The organism is Alistipes sp. HGB5 (assembly GCF_000183485.2).
Lineage (GTDB): Bacteria > Bacteroidota > Bacteroidia > Bacteroidales > Rikenellaceae > Alistipes > Alistipes finegoldii.
Genome location: NZ_AENZ01000052.1, coordinates 72,075 through 97,805, shown reverse-complemented (window position 1 = coordinate 97,805; position 25,731 = coordinate 72,075). Strand labels below are relative to the sequence as shown.

Genomic DNA, 25,731 nt, shown 5'->3' with positions numbered 1-25,731 from the left:
AAAAATTTGTTTGTTAAAACGTTTTAATTACTTTTGCAAATGTAACAGAAAATCCCAGATATTGCAAAAAATCGCAAAAAATATGCGCACGAAGCGAGTCACCATAAAAGATATAGCCACGGAGGCGGGAGTTTCGATCGCCCTGGTCTCGTTCGTGATGAACAACAAGGCCGACGGCAAGGAGACCTACCGCGTGAACAAGGAAACGGCCCAGCGCATTCTGGAGGTCGCGCAAAAACTCAATTACCAGCCCAACAACGCCGCCCGCACCCTGCGCAGCGGCAAGACGAACACCATCGGCGTCATCGTTTCGGACATCTCGAACAAGTTCTTCGCCGACATCGCCCGGTGCATCGAGAACCACGCATATAAACATAAGTACACCGTGCTGTTCGGCAGCACCGACGAGAATCCGCAGAAGCTGGAGAATCTGGTCGAGGTCTTCCGCAACAAGGGCATCGACGGCCTGATCGTGGTTCCGTGCGAAGACGCGGACGAGATCATCCGCGACATCGCCCGCCAGAACATCCCGCTCGTGCTGCTCGACCGCGAGGTGCCCGATCTGGAAGTCAGCAGCGTCGTGCTGAACAACCGCCGCGCCGGGTACGAAACGACCGAGGCGCTGATCCGGCGCGGATTCACCCGCATCGAGATGATCTCCTACTCGATGGGGCTCTCGAACATCCGCGAGCGCGAAGAGGGCTACCGCCGCTGCATGCAGGCACACGAAATGAGCGAAAACGCCGTCATACACCACCTGCGCCACGACAAGTTCGCCAAAATCGAGGAGATCATCCGCGAGGCCCGGCAGCGCCGCGTCGAGGCTTTCCTCTTCGCCACCAACACGTTGGCAGGCCAGGGCCTGAGCGCCATCTTCCGCAACGGCTGGCGCGTGCCCCAGGATTTCGCCATCGCCTGCTTCGACACCAACGAAGCCTTCGACATCTACAAAACCGCCATCGCCTACGTCCGCCAGCCCATCGAACGGTTCGGGACCGAGGCCCTCGACCTGCTGATCAAGAGCATCGAACAGCGCGACAAACCCGGAAGCTGCACACGCATCGTGCTGACGCCCGAAATCGTCGAGAGCGCCCCCGAAGAGGCGCTGCGGAGCGCGGAAGAGGCGGCCGTGAAAAGTTAAAACATTTGCCCCGAGGCTAAAACGATTTACAAAAAACCGACATAAAACCATGAACCCGGCAACCCATCTTTACAAAACGAGCGTCCTCGCCATCCGCACCGCAGCGCTGGCCGCCGCACTCTTCGTCACGACATCGGCACCGGCCCGAACGGCGCATACAGCCAATCCCAAGGAGGGGGGGGGGAAATGCCCCGGCCCAATCCGACCCGGACATCCTGCGCTATAACAATCCGGGCCTCACGGTCGATCTGGGAGTCGGGCTGTGGGGCATTCCGCTGCCCGTGGACTACGACGGCGACGGTCTGAAAGACCTGCTGGTGTCGTGCCCCGACCGCCCCTACAAAGGACTCTATTTCTTCAAAAACATCGGTACGCCGCGCCATCCCCGTTTCGCCGCCGCCGAGCGCATCAGCGAGAAGGGGATGAACAACATCCGTCTCTCGGAGGCGGACGGCAAACCCTACGTCCTTTCGAAGAATTTCGAATACCCCGACTTCTTCAAGGCCCCCTATGCCAAAAAACGCCGCCTGCACTACGAAGGCGAGGAACTCGGAGCCACCTACAACAAGTCGCGGAGCAATATGTGGAGCTACGCCGACTGGGACGGCGACGGCGACAAGGACATCGTCGTAGGCATCGACACGTGGGACGACTACGGCTGGGACAACGCTTTCGACAGTCTCGGACGCTGGACCCGGGGTCCGCTGCACGGCTACGTCTACCTGCTGGAAAACACCGGCAGGGGATATGTCAACCGCGGCAAGGTGGAGGCCGCAGGCGCCCCGATCGACGTTTACGGGGCGCCCAATCCGTGTATCGCCGATTTCGACGGCGACGGCGATCCGGACCTGATCTGCGGCGAGTTCGTCGATGGACTCACCTGGTTCGAGAACGTCGGCACCCGCACGGAGCCCCGCTTCGCCGCGGGACGGCCGCTTGCGAACAAACACGGGGAGATCCGCCTCCATCTGGAGATGATCGTCCCGGTGGTGTCGGATTTCGACGGCGACGGGCATCCCGACCTCATCGTCGGCGACGAGGACGGCCGGGTGGCCTGGGTGCGCCACACGGGGAAGGTCAAAAAAGGCATGCCGCAGTTCGAATCGCCCGTCTACTTCACCCAGCAAGCCGATCCGGTCAAATTCGGGGCCCTCTCGACCCCCTGCGCCTTCGACTGGGACGGCGACGGAAAACAGGACATCATTGCCGGGAACTCGGCCGGCGAAATCGCTTTCATCCGCAACCTTTCGGGCGGCGAAAACCCCGTGTGGGACGCTCCGCGCCTCTTCACCGTCAACGGCAGGCCCATCCGCATCCAGGCCGGGGAGAACGGCTCGATACAGGGTCCCGCCGAACGCAAATGGGGCTACACGGTGCTCTCCGTGGCCGACTGGGACGGCGACGGGCTTCCCGACATCATCGTCAACTCGATCTGGGGCAAAATCGAATGGTTCCGCAACCTCGGCGGCAAAGACGGGCTAAGACTCGCCCCGGCGCAGCCCGTGCGCGTGGCCTGGGAGGGCGAGGCCCCCAAACCCGCCTGGAACTGGTGGACGCCCGAGCCCGGCACGCTCGTCACGCAATGGCGCACGACGCCCGTGGCGATGGACTGGAACGGCGACGGGCTGACGGACCTCATCGTCCTCGACCAGGAGGGTTACCTCGCCTATTACGAACGTTTCCGCACGCCCGAAGGCGAACTGCTGCTCCACCCCGGACGCCGCATCTTCCACGGCACGAACTGCTCGCTCTACAACTCCAGAAGCGGGGTAGCGGATGCGTCGGAAGGGCTTCTGCGGCTGAACGACGGCATCGGCGGACAATCCGGACGCCGCAAGATCTGTTTCACGGACTGGGACGGCGACGGACGGTTGGACCTGATCGTGGACAGCCAGAACGCCTGCTGGTTCCGCAACGTCCGCGAGGAGCGGGGCGAGGTGTGGTACGAATACATGGGCAACGTCAGCGAACGCATACTGGCCGGCCACACGACCTGTCCGACCCCCATCGACTGGCGGGGCGACAGTACGCCGGAACTCCTGCTGGGGGCTGAGGACGGCCACTTCTACCGGATGGCGAACCAACAGAAACAGGCGCGATGAAAACCTGCCTCACGACACTCTGCGCCCTATTGCTGGCCGTCGCCGTATCACAGGCCGCCGAGCCGCTGCACGTCAAACTCTTCCCGGAGGGAACCCCGACGAAGAGCGGTCTGGAAGAGCAGCCCGAAGGCGTGAACGACAAGGGATATTACGTCGGCGTCAGCGACCCCGAATTGTTGGTCTATCTTCCCGATCCGGCGCGCGCCACGGGGCAGGCCATGCTGGTCGTGCCGGGCGGAAGCTACGAGAAAGTCTGCATCACGCACGAGGGCTACAAGACCGCCGAATGGCTCAACGAACACGGCATCGCCGCGATGATCCTCAAATACCGGATGCCGAACGGCCATCCCGGGATTCCGCTCGAAGACGGCGAGCAGGCGATGCGCGTCATCCGCCGCAACGCCGCACAATGGGGTGTCGATCCTCACAATGTGGGAATTATCGGCTTCTCGGCGGGAGGACATTTCGCCTCGACGCTCATCACGGAATACACGAGCGAAGAAACGCGCCCCGATTTCGCCGTCCTGGTCTACCCGGTCGTCTCGATGAACTATTCCAGCGTCCGGACCCGGGAGAACCTCCTCGGGGCCCGCAGCGAAGAGGAGGCATTGCGCAAACGTCACTCCACCTTCGGACAAGTGCACGAAGGGATGCCCGAGGTGATGCTTCTGCTGTGCAACGACGACAAAGCGGTGGTCCCGGACAACTCCATCGCCTTCTACCGGGCTCTCAACCGCCGCGGAGTGAAGGCCGAAATGCACATCTATCCCGAAGGAGGCCACGGCTTCTGGATGCGCGAACGCTACAAGTACGGCGAAGAAACCTATCCGGCCGTCATCCGGTGGATCAAACAACACAAGACAACCAACTGATCAAACACAAAAACATAAAAAAAATGAAGACTATCAAAGGGATCATTCCCCCGATGATTACCCCCTTGAAGGGCGACGACCAAATCGACCGTGAAGGCACCGTACGGCTCACGGAGCACATCCTCGCCGGCGGCGTCCACGCCCTCTTCCTGCTCGGCACCACCGGCGAGGCGCAGAGCCTCTCCTACAAATGCCGTTACGACTTCGTCGAACTGGTATGCCGTCAGGTCGCCGGGCGCGTTCCCGTGCTGGTGGGCGTCACCGACACGTCGCTCGACGAGAGCGTCAAACTGGCCGCCCACGCCGCGAAATGCGGCGCCGTGGCGGTCGTGGCCGCCGCTCCCTACTACTTCGCGCCCTCGCAGCAGGAGCTGATCGAATACTACACGGCGCTGGCCGACGCCCTGCCGCTGCCGCTCTTCCTCTACAACATGCCGTCGCACGTGAAGGTGTTCCTCGAACCCGCGACCGTCAAGACGCTGGCCGAACACCCGAACATCGTCGGGCTGAAGGACAGTTCGGCCAACATGACCTATTTCCAGACGCTGCTCTACCACCTGGGCGACCGCGAGGATTTCGCCCTCTACGTGGGTCCCGAAGAGCTGACGGGCGAAAGCGTCGTGATGGGGGCCGATGGCGGCGTGAACGGCGGCGCCAACATCTTCCCCGAACTCTACGTGCAGATGTACTACGCCGCCTGCAACCGCGACGTGAACACGATGCGCGCGCTGCAACGGAAGATCATGCAGATCAGCACGTCGCTCTACACCGTCGGGAAATACGGCTCCAGCTACCTCAAAGGCGTGAAGTGCTCGCTCTCGCTGATGGGCATCTGCGACGACTACATGTCCTACCCCTACCGCCGTTTCCGCACCGAGGAGCGCGCCCGCATCCGCAAGGCCCTCGAAGCGCTGGGAACCGCCTGCGGCGAATGACACACGACCGAACTACCTAACCCGACAAAAAATGGAGATAACCATACTCGATTACCTCGTCTTCTTCATCTTCGTGGGCGGCGTCGCCCTCTTCGGCTGCTCGTTCTACTTCCGCAGCCGTAAAGGCGCCGCGGCATTCACCGCCGCCGAAGGTTCGCTGCCCACGTGGGTCGTGGGCATGTCGATCTTCGCCACGTTCGTCAGCAGCATCAGCTTCCTCGGACTTCCCGGCGACGCCTACAAAGGCAACTGGAACCCCTTCGTATTCAGCCTCTCGATCCCCATCGCCACATGGCTCGCGGCCAAGGTCTTCATCCCGCTCTACCGCGGAATCAACAGCGTCTCGGCCTACCACTACCTCGAAATGCGCTTCGGCTACTGGGCCCGCTGTTACGTGGCGGTCTGCTACCTGCTGACGCAGCTCGCCCGCGTGGGGTCGATCCTGCTGCTGCTGGCCCTGCCGCTGAACACGATGTTCGGCTGGGACATCCAGACCATCATCATCTGCACGGGCATCGCCACGCTGATCTACACCCTGCTGGGCGGCATCGCCGCCGTGGTCTGGACCGACGCCATCCAGGGCATCATCCTCATCGTCGGGGCCGTCGCCTGCGCCGCGATCCTCACCTTCACGATGCCCGAAGGTCCCGGACAGCTCTTCGCGATAGCCTCGGAACACGGCAAGTTCAGCCTCGGGAGCTTCGGCGCGAGCCTTACGGAACCGACCTTCTGGGTGGTGCTCATCTACGGACTGTTCGTCAACATGCAGAACTACGGCATCGACCAGAACTACGTGCAGCGCTACATGACGACCCGCTCGACGGCCGAAGCCGTGAAGTCGACCCTTTTCGGCGGTCTGCTCTACATACCCGTGTCGCTGGTCTTCGTCTACATCGGCACGGCGCTCTTCTCCTACTACACGGCGCGTCCCGAACTGCTGCCCGCCGGCACGCCCTCGGACCAGGTCTTCCCGTGGTTCATCGTCCACGGACTGCCTACGGGCCTCACGGGCCTCGTGATCGCCTCGCTCTTCTCGGCCGGCATGTCGACCATCGCCACGAGCATCAACTCCTCGGCGACGATCGTGCTGACGGATTTCGCCAAGCGGCTCTCGAAAAAGGAACTCTCCGAGAAAAAGAGCATGCGGGTGCTCTACGCCACGTCGTTCGTCGTGGGAGCCCTGGGCATCATCATGGGGCTGATGATGATGCGCATCGACGGCGTGCTGGACGCCTGGTGGAAACTGGCGTCGATCTTCAGCGGCGGCATGCTGGGGCTGTTCCTGCTGGGCGTCGTCTGCAAGACCGTGCGCCGGGCCCATGCGGTCGTCGCCGTGATCCTCGGACTGCTGACCATCGCCTGGATGAGCCTCTCGCCGCTGATTAACGAAGGTTCGCCCTTCTACCGTTTCCACAGCCCGCTGCACACCTACCTCACCATCGTCTTCGGAACGACGGTCATCTTCCTGACGGGCTTCCTGCTCACGAAACTCACGAACCGCAAAGCCGAAAACGCATGAAAACCCGACTGAAAACCGGACTGCTGCTCTGCGGCGGCGTCCTGGGCGGCAGCGCCGCCGTGGCGGCCCAGAAACAGCCCAACATCCTGCTGGTGCTGAGCGACGACCAGAGCGCCTTCGCCGTCGGCTGTTACGGCAACGCCGACATCCGGACGCCGAATCTCGACCGTTTCGCCTCCGAAGGAGTGCGCTTCAACCGCGCCTACGCCACCTCGCCGCAGAGCGTGCCTTCGCGCGCCTCGATTATAAAACAAATCGCGCTTTTCCTCATCGTACTGACGACCCTTCTTCCGGGACTTTCGGCGACAGCGCAGCAAACGCCTGCCGCCGACAGGGTCACGATGTACACGTTCAGCGACGGATTATCCGACCAGCTGCAAGAGCTGACCGGAAATCCGCTTCTGCACCGCTATGCTCAAACGCGGGAACGACTTTCGTCGGGCAAATACCGCCCGCTCTACCACTTCTCCGCCCCGGAAGGGCGGCTGAACGACCCCAACGGACTCTGCTATTGGAACGGCAACTGGCATCTGTTCTACCAGGCGTATCCCATCGAGAATCCCATTGCCCATTGGGGCCACGCTTACAGTCCCGACCTGATCCATTGGAAAGACCTTCCGATCGCCATCGCCCCTTCCATCGAAGAACGGGTATATTCAGGTTCGACGCTGATTCAGGGCGACAGCGTCATCGCCATGTACCGGGGTGTCGGGCAGGGGGAGATGGTCGCTGTCTCGCGCGACCCCCTGCTACTGAACTGGCGCAAACCGGCAGCCAATCCCGTCATTCCGGATCTCGATCCCGAAAAGGAACAGCCGGTCTTCGCCCGGGGCGGCGACCCGTTTCTGTGGTACTGCGACAAGCTCTATTACGCCATATTGGGCGGTTACTCGGACTCCGGTCCCGACGGCAAGCGCATGTTTGCCGAATACCTCTACCGCTCGCCCGATCTTCTCCGCTGGGAGTATCTCCATCCGTTCATCGACGCCGATCCCTATGCTTTCGTGGGCGACGACGGAGCCTGTCCCTACTTTTATCCCATCGGTAACGGAGACGAGCACATCCTCCTTCATTTCAGCCACAAAAGCGGAGGCAAATACCTGATCGGCAACTACGACACACAGCTTCAGAAGTTCATCGTCACGGACGGAGGAAATTTCAACCACGGACCCGCCAAAGGAGGGGGCATACATGCACCATCGGCCTGCCCGGACGGAAAAGGGGGTATCGTCGTCCTGTTCAACACGAATCCGGGATTCCCCCGCAAAGACGATTTTTCCGAGATGATGACCCTTCCGCGCCTTCTGACATGGGAGGAAGGCGCCCTGCGCGTCCGTCCCTGGGACGCCGTGGAATCGCTGCGCCGCGATCACATTCGGCTGGAACATATCGCCGTGCTCGCCAATCAGGAAACCATACTGGACGGAATAACGGGAGATGCCCTGGAAATTTCGATGGAAATAGACCTCGGGAAAACAAAAACTTTCGAACTGTCCGTCCTCCGCTCCCCGGACGGACAGGAACACACCCGGATTCTTTTCCAACGTGACATGGGAAAACCGACCCGGGAATACGAAAACCACACGCCCACCAGTACCATCACAATAGACAATACCCACGGTTCACGTTCCCCTCTTTTCGCATCCCGGCCTCCGGAAACGGCCGAACTGTCATTCGCCAAAGGAGAAAAACTGAAACTGCGGGTGTTCATCGACCGAAGCATCGTCGAAGTCTTCGTCAACGACCGGCAAAGCGTTACGCTGCGAACCTATCCCGAGCGGGACGACAGCAAGGGAATCTCGGTCCGCACCGCAGGCAACGGTGCCGAAATACTTTCGCTCGACGCCTGGCGGATGGAAAGCATCTGGACCGATGCGTCCCGGCAGACACGAAGATCCGCCGATGGAACCCGATCGCAGCAATCTGCCGACGGACTTCCAACTCACGAAATTCATAAAACTTACAAAAACAGATAAAATCTTAAAACGTACAATCATGAAAAATTCACATCCTAAAATCGGTATCCGTCCGATCATCGACGGCCGCCGCGGCGGTATCCGCGAATCCCTCGAAGAGATGACCATGGGCATGGCCCAGAGCGTCGCGAAACTCTATGCCGCGAAGCTGCGCTATGCCGACGGAGCACCCGTCGAATGCGTCATCGCCGACACGACGATCGGCGGTGTGGCCGAAGCGGCCGCCGCGACCGACAAATTCCGCGACAACAACGTCGGAGCCGTCCTCTCGGTGACCCCCTGCTGGTGCTACGGCTCCGAAACCATCGACATGGACCCGCTGATGCCCAAAGCCATCTGGGGCTTCAACAAGACCCAGCGTCCGGGAGCCGTCTACCTCGCCTCGGCGCTGGCCGGACACAACCAGAAAGGGCTGCCCGCATTCGGCATCTACGGCTCCGAAGTGCAGGAGCAGGACGACAACAGCATCACCCCCGACGTGGAGGAAAAGCTGCTGCGCTTCGGCCGCGCGGCCGTCGCCGTCATGGAGATGCGCGGCAAATCCTACCTCTCGATCGGCTCCGTGTCGATGGGCATCGCCGGTTCGATGCCCGATCCCGATTTTTTCCAGGAGTATCTGGGCATGCGCAACGAAGCCGTCGATTGCTCGGAGATCGCGCGCCGCATCGAACTGGGCATCTATGACAAGGAGGAGTTCGAACGGGCTATGGCCTGGGTCGAAAAGCACTGCAAGACGCACGAAGGCGAGGACCTCAACCCGGAACACCTCCGCTATTCGCGCGAAAAGAAAGACGAGGTGTGGGAGTATGTGGTCAAGATGACGATGATCTTCCGCGACCTGATGGTCGGCAATCCGAAACTCGCCGAAATGGGCTTCGAAGAGGAGGCCGCCGGACACAACGCCATTGCCGGAGGTTTCCAGGGCCAGCGCCAGTGGACCGACTTCCGCCCCGACGGCGACTTCTCGGAGGCCATCCTCAACACGTCGTTCGACTGGAACGGCATCCGCGAAGCCTACACCTTCGCCACCGAAAACGACACGCTGAACGGCGTTTCGATGCTCTTCATGCACCTGCTGACCAATCAGGCGCAGCTTTTCTCCGACGTACGCACCTATTGGAGCCCCGAAGCCGTAGAGCGCGCCACGGGCAGGAAACTGACGGGCAAGGCCGCGAACGGCATCATCCACCTGATCAACTCGGGAAGCAGCACGCTGGACGCCTCGGGCGCGATGTCCGACGCCGAGGGCAACCCCGTGATGAAACCCTTCTGGGAGATCACCGAACAGGAGGCCGAACGGTGCCTCGAAGCGACGACCTGGCACCCGGCCGGCCGCGAATACATGCGCGGCGGCGGTTTCTCGTCGAAGTTCTTCACGCGCGGCGACATGCCGGTGACGATGTGCCGCCTAAACCTGATAAAAGGCCAGGGTCCGGTGCTGCAAATCGCCGAAGGGTGGGCCGTGAACGTCGACCGTGCGATCTTCGAGCACATCGACAAACGCACCGACCCCTCGTGGCCCACGACCTATTTCGCACCCCGGCTGACGGGCAAGGGTGCCTTCCGAAGCGTCTACAACGTGATGAACAACTGGGGCGCCAACCACGGAGCCATCACCTACGGTCACGTCGGAGCCGATCTCATCACGCTCGCCGCGATGCTCCGCATTCCGGTTTGCATGCACAACATCGACGAGGAGAAGATCTTCCGTCCTTCGGCCTGGGCCGCCTTCGGCTCCGATCCCGAAGGGGCCGACTACCGCGCCTGCAACAACTACGGACCGATATACCGGTAGCGTATTGAAAAAAAGACCTTAAAACTTCCATCTATGAAGAAAATTCTATATTCGCAACGACTTCGCCTTTTGTGGGCCGCGGTCTGCCTGACGGTCGGCATCGGCCCGATCCTGGCGGTCCCCGCCCCAAAGGGCAAAATCACCGTATCCGGTATGGTAACGGACAAGAACAAACAGCCGCTCATCGGCGTAACCGTGATCATCAAGGACACGTTCTCCGGCACGACGACCGACAATGCAGGCAAATACACCATTAACGCCGCCTCAAGCGACGTGCTTGAATTCAGTCTGCTGGGCTATACCCAGCAGGAAGCGCTTGTCGGGACCCGCACGAAAATCGACGTCACAATGGCCGAAGACTCCAAAGAAATCGACGCCGTGGTGATCGAAGTTGGCTACGGCGAGCAACGGAAAAAGGACGTCAGCGGATCGGTCGGCGTCGTCAAGGTCACCGACCTGATCAAAGCCCCCGTCACATCGTTCGACCAAGCTTTGCAGGGCCGTGTAGCAGGCGTCAACGTCTCCTCGTCCGACGGACAACCGGGCACGGATTTCAACATCGTGATCCGCGGCACGAACTCCCTCACGCAGGACAATTCGCCCCTTTACGTCATCGACGGATTCCCCATCGAGAACTTTTCGAACGCAGCGCTCAACCCCGAAGACATCGAGTCGATGACCATTCTCAAAGACGCCTCGGCAACAGCGATCTACGGTTCGCGCGGCGCCAACGGCGTCATCATCATCGAAACAAAAAAAGGAAAGGTCGGACGCGCCGTCGTCTCCTACACGGGAACCTTCGGCGTACAGTCGGTAACGAAAAAGATCGACATGATGTCCTCCTACGATTATGTCAACTACATGATCGAACGCGACGAGTCGAACTATGCGACCTTCCTGACCAATGAAGGCCGTACGCTGGACGATTACCGGAACATCCGGGCGATCGACTGGCAGGACAAGATCTTTCGCACGGCATTCGTCCACATGCACAACGTATCGCTTCGGGGCGGTAACAAAATGACTCGTTACGCCGCCTCGGCATCGCTCAGCAACCAACCGGGCGTAATCGTCAATTCCGGCTACAAGAAATACCAGGGCCGCTTATCGCTCGATCAGCAAATCAGCAAAGCCGTGAAGCTGTCGCTCAACGCCAACTACACTCAAGACAAGATCAGCGGCCAGACCAGTTCGTCAGCCCTCTCCACATCCAACTCTTACGCCACCTACCTTATGTACCGCACGTGGGCCTTCCGGCCCGTGATGCTTTCACACCAAAGCACCGACGATCTCTTCGACGACGATTTCGACGGCAGCAACTCGGCCGTAATGAATCCCTACATCACCACCATGAACGAAAACCGACACCAGAAACGCACGACCTTTATGGCCAATGCCAAACTGGGCATCACGCTGGCAAAAGGCCTGACACTCAATATTAGCGGCGGTTACACATCATACAACTCCCGAACGACGGAATTCAACAATTCGGAATCCTACAAAGGCTATCCCCGTCCCAACAACAGCAAGAATGTAAATGCCTCGGTCGCCGATTACCTCCGGAACGACTGGATGAACGAAAACGTGCTGACCTATAAACGCAAATACAACAACAAACACAACTTCGACGTAATGGTCGGCTTCACGATGCAGGGCACTACGACGGAAAAATACGGATTTGAGACCACCAACATCCCCGACGAGGGGCTGGGATTGAGCGGTATGGACGACGGACTTCCCTACGCGACGAACGTCTCCCTGTCGGAGAACACACTCATGTCGGCACTGGTGCGCGTCAACTACAACTATAAATCCCGCTACATGTTCACGGCCTCGTTCCGTGCCGACGGCTCCTCGAAGTTCATGGACGGACACCGATGGGGTTATTTCCCCTCGGGGGCTTTTGCATGGCGCATGGGCGAAGAGCCATGGCTGCGCATGGCAGGCTGGATCAACGAGGCCAAACTGCGCGTGAGCGTCGGCATGACCGGAAATAACCGTGTGGGGGACTTTTCGGCCTACCCTTCGATCAGTATGTCCGACTACTATTCGATCGGGAACGCTACGCCGGGCGAAGCCTACATTCCCAACAACCTCGGCAACCGCGACCTGACGTGGGAAACGACCACGCAGTACAACATCGGTTACGACCTTTCATTGTTCCGCAGCCGGCTCAATTTCACCGTCGATCTCTACCGGAAGAACACGACCGACCTGCTGCTCAACGCCAACATGCCATACAGTTCGGGATATACCAAAGTGTTTAAGAATGTCGGCGCCGTACGCAACCAGGGTATCGAGCTATCGCTAAGCACCGTGAACATCCAGACCAAAGACTTTACATGGTCCTCGGATTTCAATATCAGTTTCAACCGCAGCAAGGTAATGGAGTTAACCGAAGGTGAAGAATTCCTGCTTTCGAAAGTCAGTTTCACGGCTGACTACAACAGTTCCTACCTCTACATCGCACAGGTCGGACAACCCATGGCGCAATTCTACGGCTATGAATGGGCCGGAGTCTACGGTCTCGACGATTTTGACTGCGATAGCAGCGGAAATTATACGTTGAAAAAAGGTGTTCCCACTAACGGAGAGGAGCGCGACAAGATTCAGCCGGGAGACATCAAGTACGTAGACCAGAACAACGACGGGGTTGTAAATGACAAAGACCGCGTTGTCATCGGCCGCGGCGAACCGATCCACACCGGAGGGTTCAATAACAACTTCACGTACAAAGGACTGACGCTGAACGTCTTCTTCCAATGGAACTACGGTAATGACATCATGAACGCCAACCGCATCATTTTCGAAGGCAACGCATTGAGCAAGAACATCAACCAGTACGCCTCCTACGCCGACCGCTGGTCGCCAGAAAACCAGACAAGCCGGAATTTCCGTACCAACGGCCAGGGGCCTTCGGGCGTTTACAGTTCGCGAACGATCGAAGACGGCTCGTTCCTGCGCCTGAAAACTCTACAACTCAGCTACAAACTGCCCCGGAACTGGATCCGCAAACTCCACATTGCAAGTTGCGAAATCTTCGTATCGGGTCAGAACCTCTTCACCTGGACCGATTATTCGGGACTCGATCCCGAGGTATCGACCCGTTATACGGCGCTCACCCCGGGTTTTGACTACTCGGCATACGCCCGCAACCGCATCTTCACCGGCGGCATCAAACTCATCTTCTAAATGCTTACGACCATGAGAAACACATTATATTATGCCCTGTTTGCCGGAACAGTGGCTATAATGCTCTTCACATCGTGTTCGCTACTGGACACCGAACCCGAAGACTTCGTTCAGCCCGGTGAATTCTACAAAACCGAAAAACAACTCCAGTCGGCCTTGCTCGGCGTCTATGCGACACTGGCCAACAACTCGGTCTACGGCGTCAATATGCTGGGGCGCGTAGGCCTGACGGCCGATCTGGGATACGAACGCTATTCGATCGACGAAAGCTCTGTCGGTTACTACAACGTCTCCTCGGCCGACGCCAAGATATTGGGCTACTGGCGCGACTTGTACAGCGGTATCGGACGAGCCAACATGCTACTCAAATACATCGGCCAGCCCCAAATGGATGAGACAATCCGCACGAAAATCGAAGCTCAAGCCCGGTTCCTGCGAGCCTACTACCATTTCATGCTCGTCATCCGGTTCAAAAATATTCCGCTCATCACCGAAGTTCCCGAAGACAGCAACAAAACAAGCGTGCAAATTCCGCAATCCGATCCGCGCGAAGTTTACAGGTGGATCATCCGTGAGATGGAATGGGCTGCCCCGTTGCTACCCGACGCATCGACACTTACAGGAGGCGGAGAACTCAGCAAATCGGCCGCCTACGGACTTCTCGCCCGCGTAGCGCTCTATATGGCCGGTAATCCGCTCAACGAACCAGGAATGTATGCCAAAGCCAAGGAGTATGCCGCCACAGTCATCGGCTACGAATTCCACGAACTGAATCCATCGTACAAAGATGTCTTCCTAAAACTCATCCAAGACGAATACGACATCCGGGAATCGATCTTCGAAGTGGAATTCTACGGGAACAACCAGTCGACCTATACCACGACAGCCGGACAGGTAGGACGCATCAACGGCATCGCTTACAGCATCGACATCAACAACTGGGGCCGCAGCCTGGGCACGATCCGCGCCTCGCAGTATTTTTATCAGTTGTTCGACAAAGACGACCTGCGGCGCGACTGGACCATCGCCTCCTATTCTTACGATGGGAAGACCGGGGAGAAAATCGACTGCGCAAACAATTACTGGATGCGCTTCTGCGGCAAATTCCGACGGGAGTACGAACTCTCCAATCCGAAAGACTCGCAATACACTCCAATCAATTTCCCGGTACTGCGTTATGCAGACGTTCTGCTGATGTACGCCGAGGCTGTTGCGGCCGATCCGGATAACGACGACAGCCAGGAACTTGCCGACGCTTACGAATACCTGAACAGGATACGCCGTCGCGGTCACGGGTTGGACATCCATACACCCGCACCGGCCGTCGATCTGGAACAGGCCGGCAAATCGGCACTGCTCGACGAAATCAAAGACGAACGCGCCCGCGAACTGGGCTTCGAGCTGCTGCGCAAAGACGATCTCGTGCGCTGGGGAGAGCTATACGACCGCATGCAAGCCATACGGTCCACGATTCCCGACCATTACACGTCGTCCTACTATGTGGCCGCCCGCCTCTATTACGGAAACGTATCCCGCCGCGACATCGTATGGCCGATTCCGTCGTATGAACTGGGAGTCAACCGCAGACTGGTGCAAAACGAAGGATTCTAACCCCAACCGACAATTTCAGAACCATGAAAAAAATCATAGCATTCATCGGAATATCGCTGCTGGCCGCAGCCTGCGAAAAAGGGTCGGTATCTTCCCCCGATTTCAAAGTTACGGTGGCCTCAACGACCGTCAAAGCCGGCACACCCGTCGTTTTCAGCATCTCGGGCAATACCGACCTCATCTCGTTCTACTCCGGGGAACTCGGGAACGACTATGCTTATAAAACCACCGACCGGATCACACCGACGACGATGTTCATCACCTTCTCGACCGAGAATCCCAACGGGACACCCGGACACGGCAACCCGTCGCGTGTGCCATTCTGCTACTCGTTTGATTTCAACGGCGCGGACAAAGTTTACACGGTCGAAGACGTAACGAGTGCAACCTGGACCGATTTTACCGACCGATTTAAAATGCCAACCGACATCAACCAGACCGTCGCATCGGGCGAAGTGAGCATCAACGAACTTTTTCCCGACGCCCAAACCCCGATGTATCTCATGTTTCATTACTGCGTGGATACCTACGACGCCTCGTTATACGGAGGACAGGGAAATCCGCGCACGCAATGGCTCATCAAAAACTTCCGCATAGACGGCGTAACGGAAGCGGGCAACAGCACGCTCTATCCATTCGTCGACTGCAACTGGCAGGTCGTGGAGACCGAATCGTTCGAGGACAACGGCAAACAGCATCCCAACGTCAACGCAACCCGTATCCTGATGTACTGCGACGCCTATCCCAAGACCCCAAAAGAGTGTTACGTGATCGGCGGACCTTTCTACCGGCAGGCGGACATCAACACGGGACCGGATCTGGCAGAGGGAATCAAATCGACAGCCGATCCGATGCCCTCGACCTACGAACATACGTTCGAACAGCCGGGAACCTACACCGTAACGTTCGTCGGCATCAACTCCAGTGTCTACGGGCGCAAGGAGGCCATACGCCAACTTACGCTCACCGTCGTCGAGGACAGCGGCGGCATCACACCGCCCGATCCGGGAGAATGGAACGACTAAATCCAATTAAGTTATGAAAAACAACATCTTCCTATTCAGCATGCTGGCCACGGCCATGCTCGCCGGCTGCCAGGACGCCCCGATCCCCGGCGACAATACGGAAAACTATTTCTCCTTTTCAGCCGGAGTCGCCAAAACACGCACCGAAGCCATCGTAGAAGATGACGGGCTGACCTTCCGTTGGACGGACCGCGACGAAGTCGGTATATACGGTATTCAGGACGACAGATCATTGGGCGACAACTATGCTTATACGGCATATCCCGATTCGGAGGACGCCGCCAATTGCGTCTTCCGGTTCTCGACCTACGGGCAGGCCTACCAGAACGTAGCCGCAGGCAGCGAGTTCTACGCCTACTACCCCTACGATCCCGCCGCAAACGAGAGTACGCCGGGTGCGTTGCCGATCGTATTGCCCGCCGAACAACAGCAACTCACGGCTGGCTCGCCGGACCACCTTGCACGCTATGGATTCATGACCGCCGCTCCGGTACGGATTGCAGATCCGGCGAAGGGAGCCGGATTCAATTTCCGAAACCTCTATACCATCGTGGAACTGAAGCTGAAAATGGCGGCATCATCCTCGTTGGAAGAGGTTCCCGTGAAACAGATCCGCATCACATCGGCAGCGACCGACCTCGCCATCGTCCGGGGCACGACGGATCTTACCGCTGTTGAACGACGGATCGACATCATCGAGGGCGGCAAATCCGTCACGATGACCTTCGGACAAACAGCCTCGTTAGCCAAATCGGAGCGCAGTTTCTACTTCGTAGTCGCACCCGGAAACCATCCCGACGGCGACATCACCCTGGAAGTCACGGCCATCGACAACTCGGTCAATACGCTCACACTTCCCGGTAAAGTGGATTTCAAATCCAACATGCACTATGTTAAGTCCGTCGAACTCGCGCTGGAAGATTTTAGACTGACCGACGAATTCAACGTCGTCCCGACAACACTGAGCTGCAACGCAGGCGAAAGCATCGACTTTGTTTTCAGCGGCATAGCCGACAAAATCACATTCTGGTCCGGTGAAACAGGCCATGAATACCGTTACGCTACGCAGGGCAAATTGCAAGAGTCTTCAGTAAACATGAATTTCAAATCCATCTACATCAACGGCATGCAGCGCAACTGCGCCACGGTACGCTATTCGACCAACTTCAACGGAGAGTATACCGAAGAGGCAATCAACAAGGCCTCTTGGACCGACGTATCCCCGCAATTCCAGCTTCCACCCTATATCAGCGTCAGCTCGGGCGCCGCAATCGACCCCGAGGCCAATGCGATCACCCAGCCTTATGACTCGGGTGTCGCCGACATAACCTCTTGGTTCCCCGACTATGACACGCCCGTCTATTTTGCATTTTTCTACCACGTGGACACTTACGACGCCGATTTCGTCGATGAAAAAACCGGATTGAAAGGCAACGGACGCACCTGGTTCCAGATCTACTCCGTCGAGTCGCAAAGCTGCTACCCGAACGAGGCTCCTACACCATTGATCTCCGTCGTCGGAAAGGCGCAGGAACAGATCGAAGTCGTCAACGGAGCATCCTATGCCGAGGGTAAGGACACGAATATCTGCAAAAAAGGCGTCTCCAGCGGTGGCACGACCGTAATCCGTATGCAGGCGGCATTCAAGCCGACGACCGACCGCGACGCCTGGGCCATAACCCATGCCATCTACCGCCCCGCCCCCAAACATGCCCCGGCCGACACCGGAATGACAGTCAAATCGGCGAGCGGCGAACAGCCGGAAAAATATTCCCATGTCTTCATGCAGCCGGGGGAATATGTCACAACAGTAGTCGCCACCGTAACCACCCTGGCCGGCGAACTCAAACTCGAAAAAGAATTCAACATCCGTGTCAACTAACAACAACGAATCATGGAACGAATCACCCTGAAAAGCCTTTGCGCGGCACTGCTCCTGTTGGGAGCAGGAGCCGGGCAAATCACAGCCCAGCCGATCCTGCGGCTGCCGTCAATCATCGGCGACCACATGGTCCTGCAAGAGAACTCAAACGTCAAGATATGGGGATGGGCCGAACCCAACAAGGAGGTACTGATCATTCCCTCCTGGTCGCAAGATACGGTCCGAACCAAATCGACCGGCGACACCAAGTGGCTGGCAAGCATCCAGACCCCGGCGGCGGACAACCGGACATATACACTGACAGTCCAGACACAACAGCGGAAAATCGAAGTCAAAGACATTCTCGTCGGACAAGTGTGGCTGTGCGGAGGACAGTCGAACATGAACTACAGCGCCGCACAAGGGATCACTGACATGCAAGAAGAGTTAGAGAAACCCATGAACCCTTCAATCCGGCTCTTTACCGTCACCCGCAACAGTTCCCCGTGGTATCAGGAAGATTGCGAAGGAGAATGGCAGGTGTGCGATGCCCAAAGTGCCCGTTGGTTCAGTGCCGTAGGCTATTTCTTCGGGAAAGCGCTCACAGAAGGACTCAATCAGCCTGTAGGACTGGTCCACGCCTCGTGGGGCGGCTCGCCCGTCGAAACATGGATACCGGCATCGAACATGTCCAAAGAACCGGTACTCAAAAACATGTGGTCCAAAAACCGCAAGAGCAAAAGCCCATACAAATACTCGATCGGATCGATGTACAATGCCATGATCCATCCGATCGTCAACTTTGCACTCGCCGGAGTCGTCTGGTATCAAGGTGAAGCCAATGTGGGTCACACAAGTTATGCCGATGCCTTTTCGCTGCTGATCGACGCTTGGCGCACACGATTCGGCCGCGAACTGCCTTTCTATTTCGTACAAATAGCTCCTTATAAATACAAGCACCCGAACAGCGGGGCTGAAATCCGCGAACAACAAGCCCGGGTAGCGGCATTGAAGGACCGAACCGGCATGGTCGTCGTATCCGATCTGGTCGAAAACGTCAAGGACATCCATCCGCGCCGGAAGCAAGAGGTCGGACGCCGCCTAGCGAATTGGGCGTTGGCTGAAACCTATGGCAAATCCGGTTCGAAATACCGCCACGCGACATTCGCCTCTATGACAGTCAAGGGTCAGAAAGCGATCATCTCGTTCAACGATGCAGAAGACGGTATCACCTGCGACGGAAACCCGGCCCAGGCGCTCGAAATATGCGATGCATCGATGGTCTTCCAACCCGCCCGGGCCATGATCGACCAGAAGAACGGAACACTCATCGTCTGGAGCGATGCCGTGCGTAAACCCGTCGCCGTGCGCTACATGTTCAGCAACGACGGCATCGGGAACCTGAAAGACGCTGCCGGACTGCCGGTAGCTCCGTTCCGTACCGACTCTCCGTTCCATGCCGCTGACATGGCTGCCGCAGAACTTGCCAAAGAGATGACTCTCACGGGAGTCAAAGCTACGGGACAAGGGTATAAACTCGTCAAACTGAAAAAAGGAGCCAAGTTGTTCCTCAACCGGAATTATCCTGTAAATATCCTCCCCGAACGATTCGAAGATTTCGATATGCTGATACGCAACGCAACGGTCGGCATCTTATCTCAATCCTGCACGATCGTGCCCGACGCGGATGGTATGGTATATATTATAGCTCGCAAGAACGAACGGACTGCCGAAGATCTCTTCGGCTGGCGGGAAGTGAAAAATTCCGAGGTGACCTATTCGACACACAAAGGAGACGAATCTCTCAAGATTTTCAGCAAGAAGGCAAAAGCCGGAAAAGAGATCGAAATTCCGCAAACCAAGGATTTTTGCGGCATAACGCCCATCGCAAAAAAAATAGATTACCGAAACGAATAACCGAACCTCGATCATGAAAAAAAACATCACACTTTTCATCTGCCTGGCATGGTGTGCTATCCAGTCAGCATCCGCATGGAACCGTACAGCCCATGAGGCCATTGCATATATCGCCGAACAGCACCTCACCCCCTCGGCAAAGGCCGCTATCGAAAAATATCTCGACGGGCGGTCTATCGTCTACTATGCTGCATGGATGGACCAGCGCCATGAACATATTCCGTATAAACACACGGTCACCGTCGATGAGGACAATGAACCCCTGTCCGCATCGAAACGTCCCGAACTGGATGGCATGAATGCAATCATGAGATCCCTCGATCGACTCGAGAACCGGGACATGCACCCAAAAGACTCGATAGCCCTCGACATCAAATTTATTGTTCACTTGATCGGCGACATTCATTGTCCCGCGCACATTGTCTATCCGAAAACCACCCGATTCTTTCCAGTAAAACTCTATGGCCGGGTCCAGAAATACCATCCAATTTGGGATGCCATGCTCGATAATAACCACGGCTGGACCTACCGCGAATATCAGGAACAACTCGACCGTTTCACCGACGAACAAATGGCTGAAATGGCAGCGGGGACACCGATCAGTTGGGCCCGGGAAAACGCCCGGCGGTGCCGCATCATCTACAAATGGGCAAAAAAAGACGATGAGTTGGACCGTCCTTTCATCAACAAGGCCTACCCGCTGGCCGAGGACCTGATGTTACGCGCATCTTACCGGTTGGCTAAATTGCTCAATGATATTTTCAGCGAAGAATAACCGCTATGATAGCCAAACATTCGCACCGGTATACTGATATCCGAACTGCAACAAATCGAAGGGCTCGCTCCGACATTTATCACAAAGAGTTCTCGACAATTATATCTCACTGAATAGCCCCGACAGCTATGGTCATTCGCAAACTCACGCTTCTCTTGTTGCTGGCAGGTTCGTGCTCCTCCGGGGACAATACCCCCTCTTTGCCGACTTTCGATCCGGATGCTCTGATCTCTGTTTCCGGAACAATGATCGACATTCGAGACGTACGTAGCGGCGATGCCCTATATCCCCAAAACGACGACTTCAAAATCCCACAGGAGTTCGCAATCGCATTTGGAAGCAATATGCATTATGCCACCACACTCCGTGAATACCGGGGTGTAGAGCGTGTATCGGCCGACCACCCCACCATCCTGCGAATAGCCGTAGCAGACAATACTCACCCAGGTAGCATGTGGAACGACAGCCGTACTTCTTTCCGAATCGGTTCGCTCCGCATGCACCTTTATACCTGTCATTACACGACTCCCGGCAAATGGATTCCGGTTCCGTCCGGCCAACCTAACGCCGCAACATTGGTTTTCGGCCGAAAGATTACCGTCGATGGAGTCCCTCCGGCTCCCGGTAAACTTATCGCCTCGGCAACCGAACTCCGCAAGCGTAACATCACCAATCCGAGTATCATGATTCTCTCCGACGGAAGCTATTTCGTCGGCAGTTCCGGCCCCGACCCCAAAGGCAATACGTATTTCCGTTCGACCGACAAGGGTCTCAGTTGGAAAAAATGCTCGAATCCGGACTATATGAATTTCTGCAAATGCTTCACTTGCCCTTCAGACCCCAGCACCCTCTACGAAGTCGGTATCAGTGCAGCGACACGCGGCAATATTGTGATTCGCAAATCCTCTGACAAAGGACACACCTGGTCATCCTTGACAACCCTTTTCAAAGGCGATTATCACGGAGCCCCAACCCCTTTCATCGAGTATCAGGGACGCATTTGGCACGCCATGGGAACAGCCCCTGCCGACGGCAAAATGGGAATAACCGTACTCTCCATACCGATCGGTTCCGACCCTATGCGTCCGGCCAACTGGACCCTCACGAACACACTCACGGGCGATACCTCCTGGCTCTCCGGAAATCCGGACCATATCTTCAACGAGTGGCAGGAAGGATGTATCGTCGTTGATCCTGCTGGCAAATTGGTCGTACTTATACGTATCGATGATTCGAGGACAAACGATTTGGCTGCACTCGTCTCCGTCACCGATCAGCGAACGATCACCTTTAATCCGGCAACAGGTTTCTGCGACATGCCGGGCGGCGGCAAAAAATTCACTGTCCGCTACGATACCGTAAGCGGAAAATACTGGACACTGGCCAATCCCTGCTATGACAAAGACCGAGTCCGGACCCATACAGGTTGGTATAGCACCCGAATCTATCCCATTTTTCTGCGTAGCAGATTGGTGCTCTGCTCTTCCGCTGACCTACGGAACTGGACAGTCGTGAAAGAAGTGATCTCGAGCAACAATTGTTTTTTCCACGGATTCCAATACACCGACTGGGAGTTCGATGGGAATGATATCATTGCCGTGAGCCGCACGGCATTTCCCGAAAGCCGGGGCCTTCCCATTCGTCAGCATGACGCCAATATGCTGACCTTTCATCGGATTGTCGATTTTCGCTCGGCCGGTTTTACAACTGAAAATATCACTTACGATCAACTTTAGTCCTTTTAACCAAACAATCGTGATTTTTTGTAACTTCAAAGCAACCTCACACTCTAAACTATCTAAACTATGAAAAAAAATGGACCAAAAACAAGCCCGGTACAATGTAACCGCTGGCTTCTGATTCTGACATTCATGCTTATGTCGTTTCATGCCGGAGCCCAAAACAAGGTTACAGTCTCAGGCGTTGTTTCTGACGAAAAAGGCACACCAATGGTAGGTGTAACAGTTTTGGTGAAAAACACCAATATCGGTCGAATTACCGGCATAAAAGGAGAATACCGTCTCGAAATTCCGGCAAACTCCGTACTGGTATTCTCCTATATGGGTTACACGACCGAAGAGAGGCTTGTCAGCACGCAGACACAGATCAACGTGACACTGACCGAACAAGCACAAGCGATCAACGACGTCGTCGTGACGGCCCTCGGTATCAAACGCGAACAGAAGGCACTGGGATACGCAACGACCAAACTCGGCGGCGACAAAATCTCCGAGGCGCTTTCGACCAACTGGACTTCGGCTCTTTCGGGTAAGATCGCCGGTCTGAATTTGGTGCGCTCGGGTGCAGGTCCCGCCGGATCGAACAAGATCATTCTTCGAGGTGAAAGCAACCTGACAGGTGATAACCAAGCGTTGATCGTGATCGACGGGGTGGTCATCAACAGCAGTAGCGGACTTTCGACGGGATCGGGCAACAGCTCCTATTTAGGAGAAGATTCTCCGGTCGACTTCGGTAGCGCCTTGAACGATATCAATCCCGAGGACATCGAAAGCATCAACGTACTGAAAGGTGCAGGAGCAGCGGCGCTGTATGGCCAGCGAGGTGCTCACGGAGCGATCATCATCACAACCAAAACCGGAGAAGAAACAATGAGAGGACTCAAAGTATCGTTCTCATCAACCGCCAATTTCGAGACTCCATACCATTGGCCTGACTATCAATACGCATATGGTTCAGGAACAGAAGGTGTCAATTATTTTTCGTGGGGAGCGACCGAAGACGGCCCAAACACCCGCAATACAAGCCAGGCATGGGGCCCCAAATTCGACGGACAGATGTTCTACCAATACGACCCGGCGACCCATGGCCAAGCTACGGAAAGGACATTGTGGCGTCCCTATCCCAATAACCACAAGGATTTTTTCCGCACAGGCCAAACTTATACGAACAGCGTATCGTTAAGCGGAGGCTCTACCAATACGAATTTCCGAGTAGGGTATACCAATGTCTACAACGAATGGATTATCCCGAATACAGGATATAAGCGTAATACCATTTCGGTTTCGGTCAATCAGAAAATGACCGAAAAATTACGGCTTTCCACCAAAATAAATTACACGAACAAAAAGAGTGACAACCTGCCTGCTACCGGTTATAACAACCAGACGGTCATGTATTGGAATATCATGCAGGTTCCCAACGGCAATCTCGATTGGCTGAAAGAGTACTGGATGCCGGGTAAAGAAGGAGTTGATCAGAGTTATCCGTTCAGCACTTCGCCTGACAACCCTTACCTGATCGTCAACGAGATGCTCAATAAGCTCAATCGCCATACCGTAACAGGCAATGTTCAGATGAATTACGACATTATCAAAGGACTCAACCTAATGGTCAGAGGTTCGATGGACATGTCTTACGAAGATCGTTCCGAACAGCGCCCAATGGATACGCAGAAGTTCAAATACGGCATGTATCGTACCACCAAAATATTTGCTCAGGAAATTACGGGGGACTTCTTGCTCAAGTACGAAAAGAAGATTTCAGCTTTTGAACTGTCCGCTTCACTCGGAGGCAGCACTTTACACAATCGCTACCGTCGGGAGAACAATCGGGCCAACGCCTTGATGTTCCCGCAGATCTTCAGCCTTTCCAACAGCAAATTCGCTTTGGTGACCATTCCTTATGAGAGCGATTATATCATCAATAGCATCTACGGTCTTCTCACGCTTTCATATAAAAACTACCTCTTCCTCGACGTTACCGCACGTAACGATTGGAGCAGCGTATTGGCGACACCGGATTCGACGGATAATTCTTCGTTTTTCTATCCTTCCGTAAACGTGAGTGCCGTGTTATCGGATATGTTCCGGATGCCACGATGGATTACTTTCGCCAAGTTAAGGGCATCTTTCTCCGAAGTGGGCAGCAGCGGGACCAAAGTTTACCAAAATACTTACGTATATTCGACTGCCGACGGTTTTTCAGGCGGGCTGACGAATCCTACAACCCTTCCAAATCCCGATTTGCGTCCACAGCGTACACGCACCTGGGAAGTAGGTGCGGATATCCGGTTTTTCAATAATAAACTGGGCGTGGACATTGCCTTGTATCAAGGGGAAACTCGTGACCAGATACTTACGGCCACACTCGACAGAGCGACTGGGTACAATAATATGATTGTGAACGGCGGAATCGTCCGTAACCGGGGTATCGAAATCGAAGCTAATGCCACCCCATTCCGCAACAAGAACGGCTGGACCTGGCGGCTCTTCGGCACCTATTCAGCGAATGAGAATACCGTGATGGAATTGACGGATGATCTGTTTGCACTTCAATTACAGAATACCCTATCAGGACGAGGTTCTATGGAGGCACGTGTGGGACAAAGCATGAGCGCCATCTACGGTACGGGTTACAAACGTGCTCCCGACGGACAGATCGTTTACGGAGAAGACGGCTATCCGCTTCTGGCCAACGATCTGATCTATCTGGGTGACAGCAACCCGAAAGGCAAAGGTTCGTTCGGAACGGAGATAAAATACAAGGGTATCAGCCTCAATATTCTATTCGACGGGCAGTTCGGCGGCAAAGGCTACTCTTTCACCAATGCCATGTTGATGGAACACGGAAAGCACCAAAAGACACTGCCCGGACGTTACAACGGTATCATCGGCAACGGCGTTATCGAGAATCCTGACGGAACCTATCGGAAAAACGATGTCGTGGCGAATGAAATCTGGACCTATTATACACGCCATAGCGGTCGTGAAAACCTGGAGGGAAGCATGTTCAACACCGATTTCCTCAAACTCCGGGAACTGACCCTGAGCTACTCTTTCCCGGCCCGTATCTGCAAAAAAATCGGTATGCGGAAACTGAGCATCGGTGTTTACGGCCGCGATTTGTTCATGATCACCAATTGGCCGGCTTTTGATCCGGAATTCGGCACGCTGAACAACGGGTCCATCGACAAAGGATTTGAAATTGCCCAATTCCCCGCTACACGCAATTTCGGTGTCAAACTCAATATCGAATTTTAAACGACAAAAC

15 protein-coding genes are annotated in these 25,731 nt (G+C 56.1%); all 15 read left to right on the top strand.

Annotation, left to right across the window (positions count from 1 at the left end; genetic code table 11):
• Window positions 1-82: 82 nt before the first annotated feature.
• Window positions 83-1,141: a LacI family DNA-binding transcriptional regulator gene (locus tag HMPREF9720_RS09040; RefSeq protein WP_022061549.1), complete on the top strand. Its 1,059-nt coding sequence runs from the start codon at window positions 83-85 to the stop codon at window positions 1,139-1,141.
• A 281-nt stretch (window positions 1,142-1,422) separates the two neighbouring features.
• Window positions 1,423-3,243 (top strand): FG-GAP repeat domain-containing protein, encoded by a 1,821-nt coding sequence (locus HMPREF9720_RS09035; protein WP_009597997.1) that lies wholly within the window; start codon window positions 1,423-1,425, stop codon window positions 3,241-3,243.
• Window positions 3,240-4,115, top strand: a complete 876-nt coding sequence (locus HMPREF9720_RS09030; protein ID WP_009598060.1) for an alpha/beta hydrolase — start codon at window positions 3,240-3,242, stop codon at window positions 4,113-4,115. The genes HMPREF9720_RS09035 and HMPREF9720_RS09030 overlap by 4 nt, the downstream gene beginning before the upstream one ends.
• A 23-nt stretch (window positions 4,116-4,138) precedes the next feature.
• The gene (locus tag HMPREF9720_RS09025; protein ID WP_009598055.1) at window positions 4,139-5,050 is read left to right on the top strand and encodes a dihydrodipicolinate synthase family protein; all 912 of its coding nucleotides are present in this window, start codon (window positions 4,139-4,141) and stop codon (window positions 5,048-5,050) included.
• A gap of 31 nt (window positions 5,051-5,081) precedes the next feature.
• Window positions 5,082-6,569 carry a sodium:solute symporter gene (locus tag HMPREF9720_RS09020; protein ID WP_009597978.1) on the top strand — a complete coding sequence of 496 codons (1,488 nt, stop codon included), beginning with the start codon at window positions 5,082-5,084 and terminating at the stop codon, window positions 6,567-6,569.
• On the top strand, window positions 6,566-8,545 hold the full coding sequence (locus HMPREF9720_RS09015) for a glycoside hydrolase family 32 protein (RefSeq protein WP_009597976.1): 1,980 nt from the start codon (window positions 6,566-6,568) through the stop codon (window positions 8,543-8,545). Before HMPREF9720_RS09020 ends, HMPREF9720_RS09015 begins: the two co-directional genes overlap by 4 nt.
• Before the next feature lie 19 nt (window positions 8,546-8,564).
• A complete protein-coding gene (locus HMPREF9720_RS09010; protein ID WP_009597957.1) occupies window positions 8,565-10,340 on the top strand; it encodes an L-fucose isomerase in 1,776 nt (591 codons plus the stop codon).
• Between the two features lie 33 nt (window positions 10,341-10,373).
• Window positions 10,374-13,532, top strand: a complete 3,159-nt coding sequence (locus HMPREF9720_RS09005) for a SusC/RagA family TonB-linked outer membrane protein (protein WP_009597910.1) — start codon at window positions 10,374-10,376, stop codon at window positions 13,530-13,532.
• Between the two features lie 12 nt (window positions 13,533-13,544).
• On the top strand, window positions 13,545-15,143 hold the full coding sequence (locus HMPREF9720_RS09000) for a RagB/SusD family nutrient uptake outer membrane protein (RefSeq protein ID WP_240945792.1): 1,599 nt from the start codon (window positions 13,545-13,547) through the stop codon (window positions 15,141-15,143).
• 23 nt (window positions 15,144-15,166) lie between these two features.
• On the top strand, window positions 15,167-16,168 hold the full coding sequence (locus HMPREF9720_RS08995; RefSeq protein ID WP_009597941.1) for a DUF5017 domain-containing protein: 1,002 nt from the start codon (window positions 15,167-15,169) through the stop codon (window positions 16,166-16,168).
• 13 nt (window positions 16,169-16,181) lie between these two features.
• The gene (locus HMPREF9720_RS08990) at window positions 16,182-18,050 is read left to right on the top strand and encodes a DUF5017 domain-containing protein (protein WP_009598002.1); all 1,869 of its coding nucleotides are present in this window, start codon (window positions 16,182-16,184) and stop codon (window positions 18,048-18,050) included.
• 12 nt (window positions 18,051-18,062) lie between these two features.
• Window positions 18,063-19,946: a sialate O-acetylesterase gene (locus HMPREF9720_RS08985; protein ID WP_009597947.1), complete on the top strand. Its 1,884-nt coding sequence runs from the start codon at window positions 18,063-18,065 to the stop codon at window positions 19,944-19,946.
• A 13-nt stretch (window positions 19,947-19,959) separates the two neighbouring features.
• Window positions 19,960-20,721 (top strand): S1/P1 nuclease, encoded by a 762-nt coding sequence (locus HMPREF9720_RS08980; RefSeq protein ID WP_009598092.1) that lies wholly within the window; start codon window positions 19,960-19,962, stop codon window positions 20,719-20,721.
• A gap of 128 nt (window positions 20,722-20,849) precedes the next feature.
• A complete protein-coding gene (locus HMPREF9720_RS14820; RefSeq protein WP_009598003.1) occupies window positions 20,850-22,457 on the top strand; it encodes a sialidase family protein in 1,608 nt (535 codons plus the stop codon).
• Between the two features lie 69 nt (window positions 22,458-22,526).
• Entirely contained in the window at window positions 22,527-25,721 is a 3,195-nt protein-coding gene (locus HMPREF9720_RS08970) for a SusC/RagA family TonB-linked outer membrane protein (RefSeq protein WP_009598043.1), read from the top strand.
• Window positions 25,722-25,731: the final 10 nt, after the last annotated feature.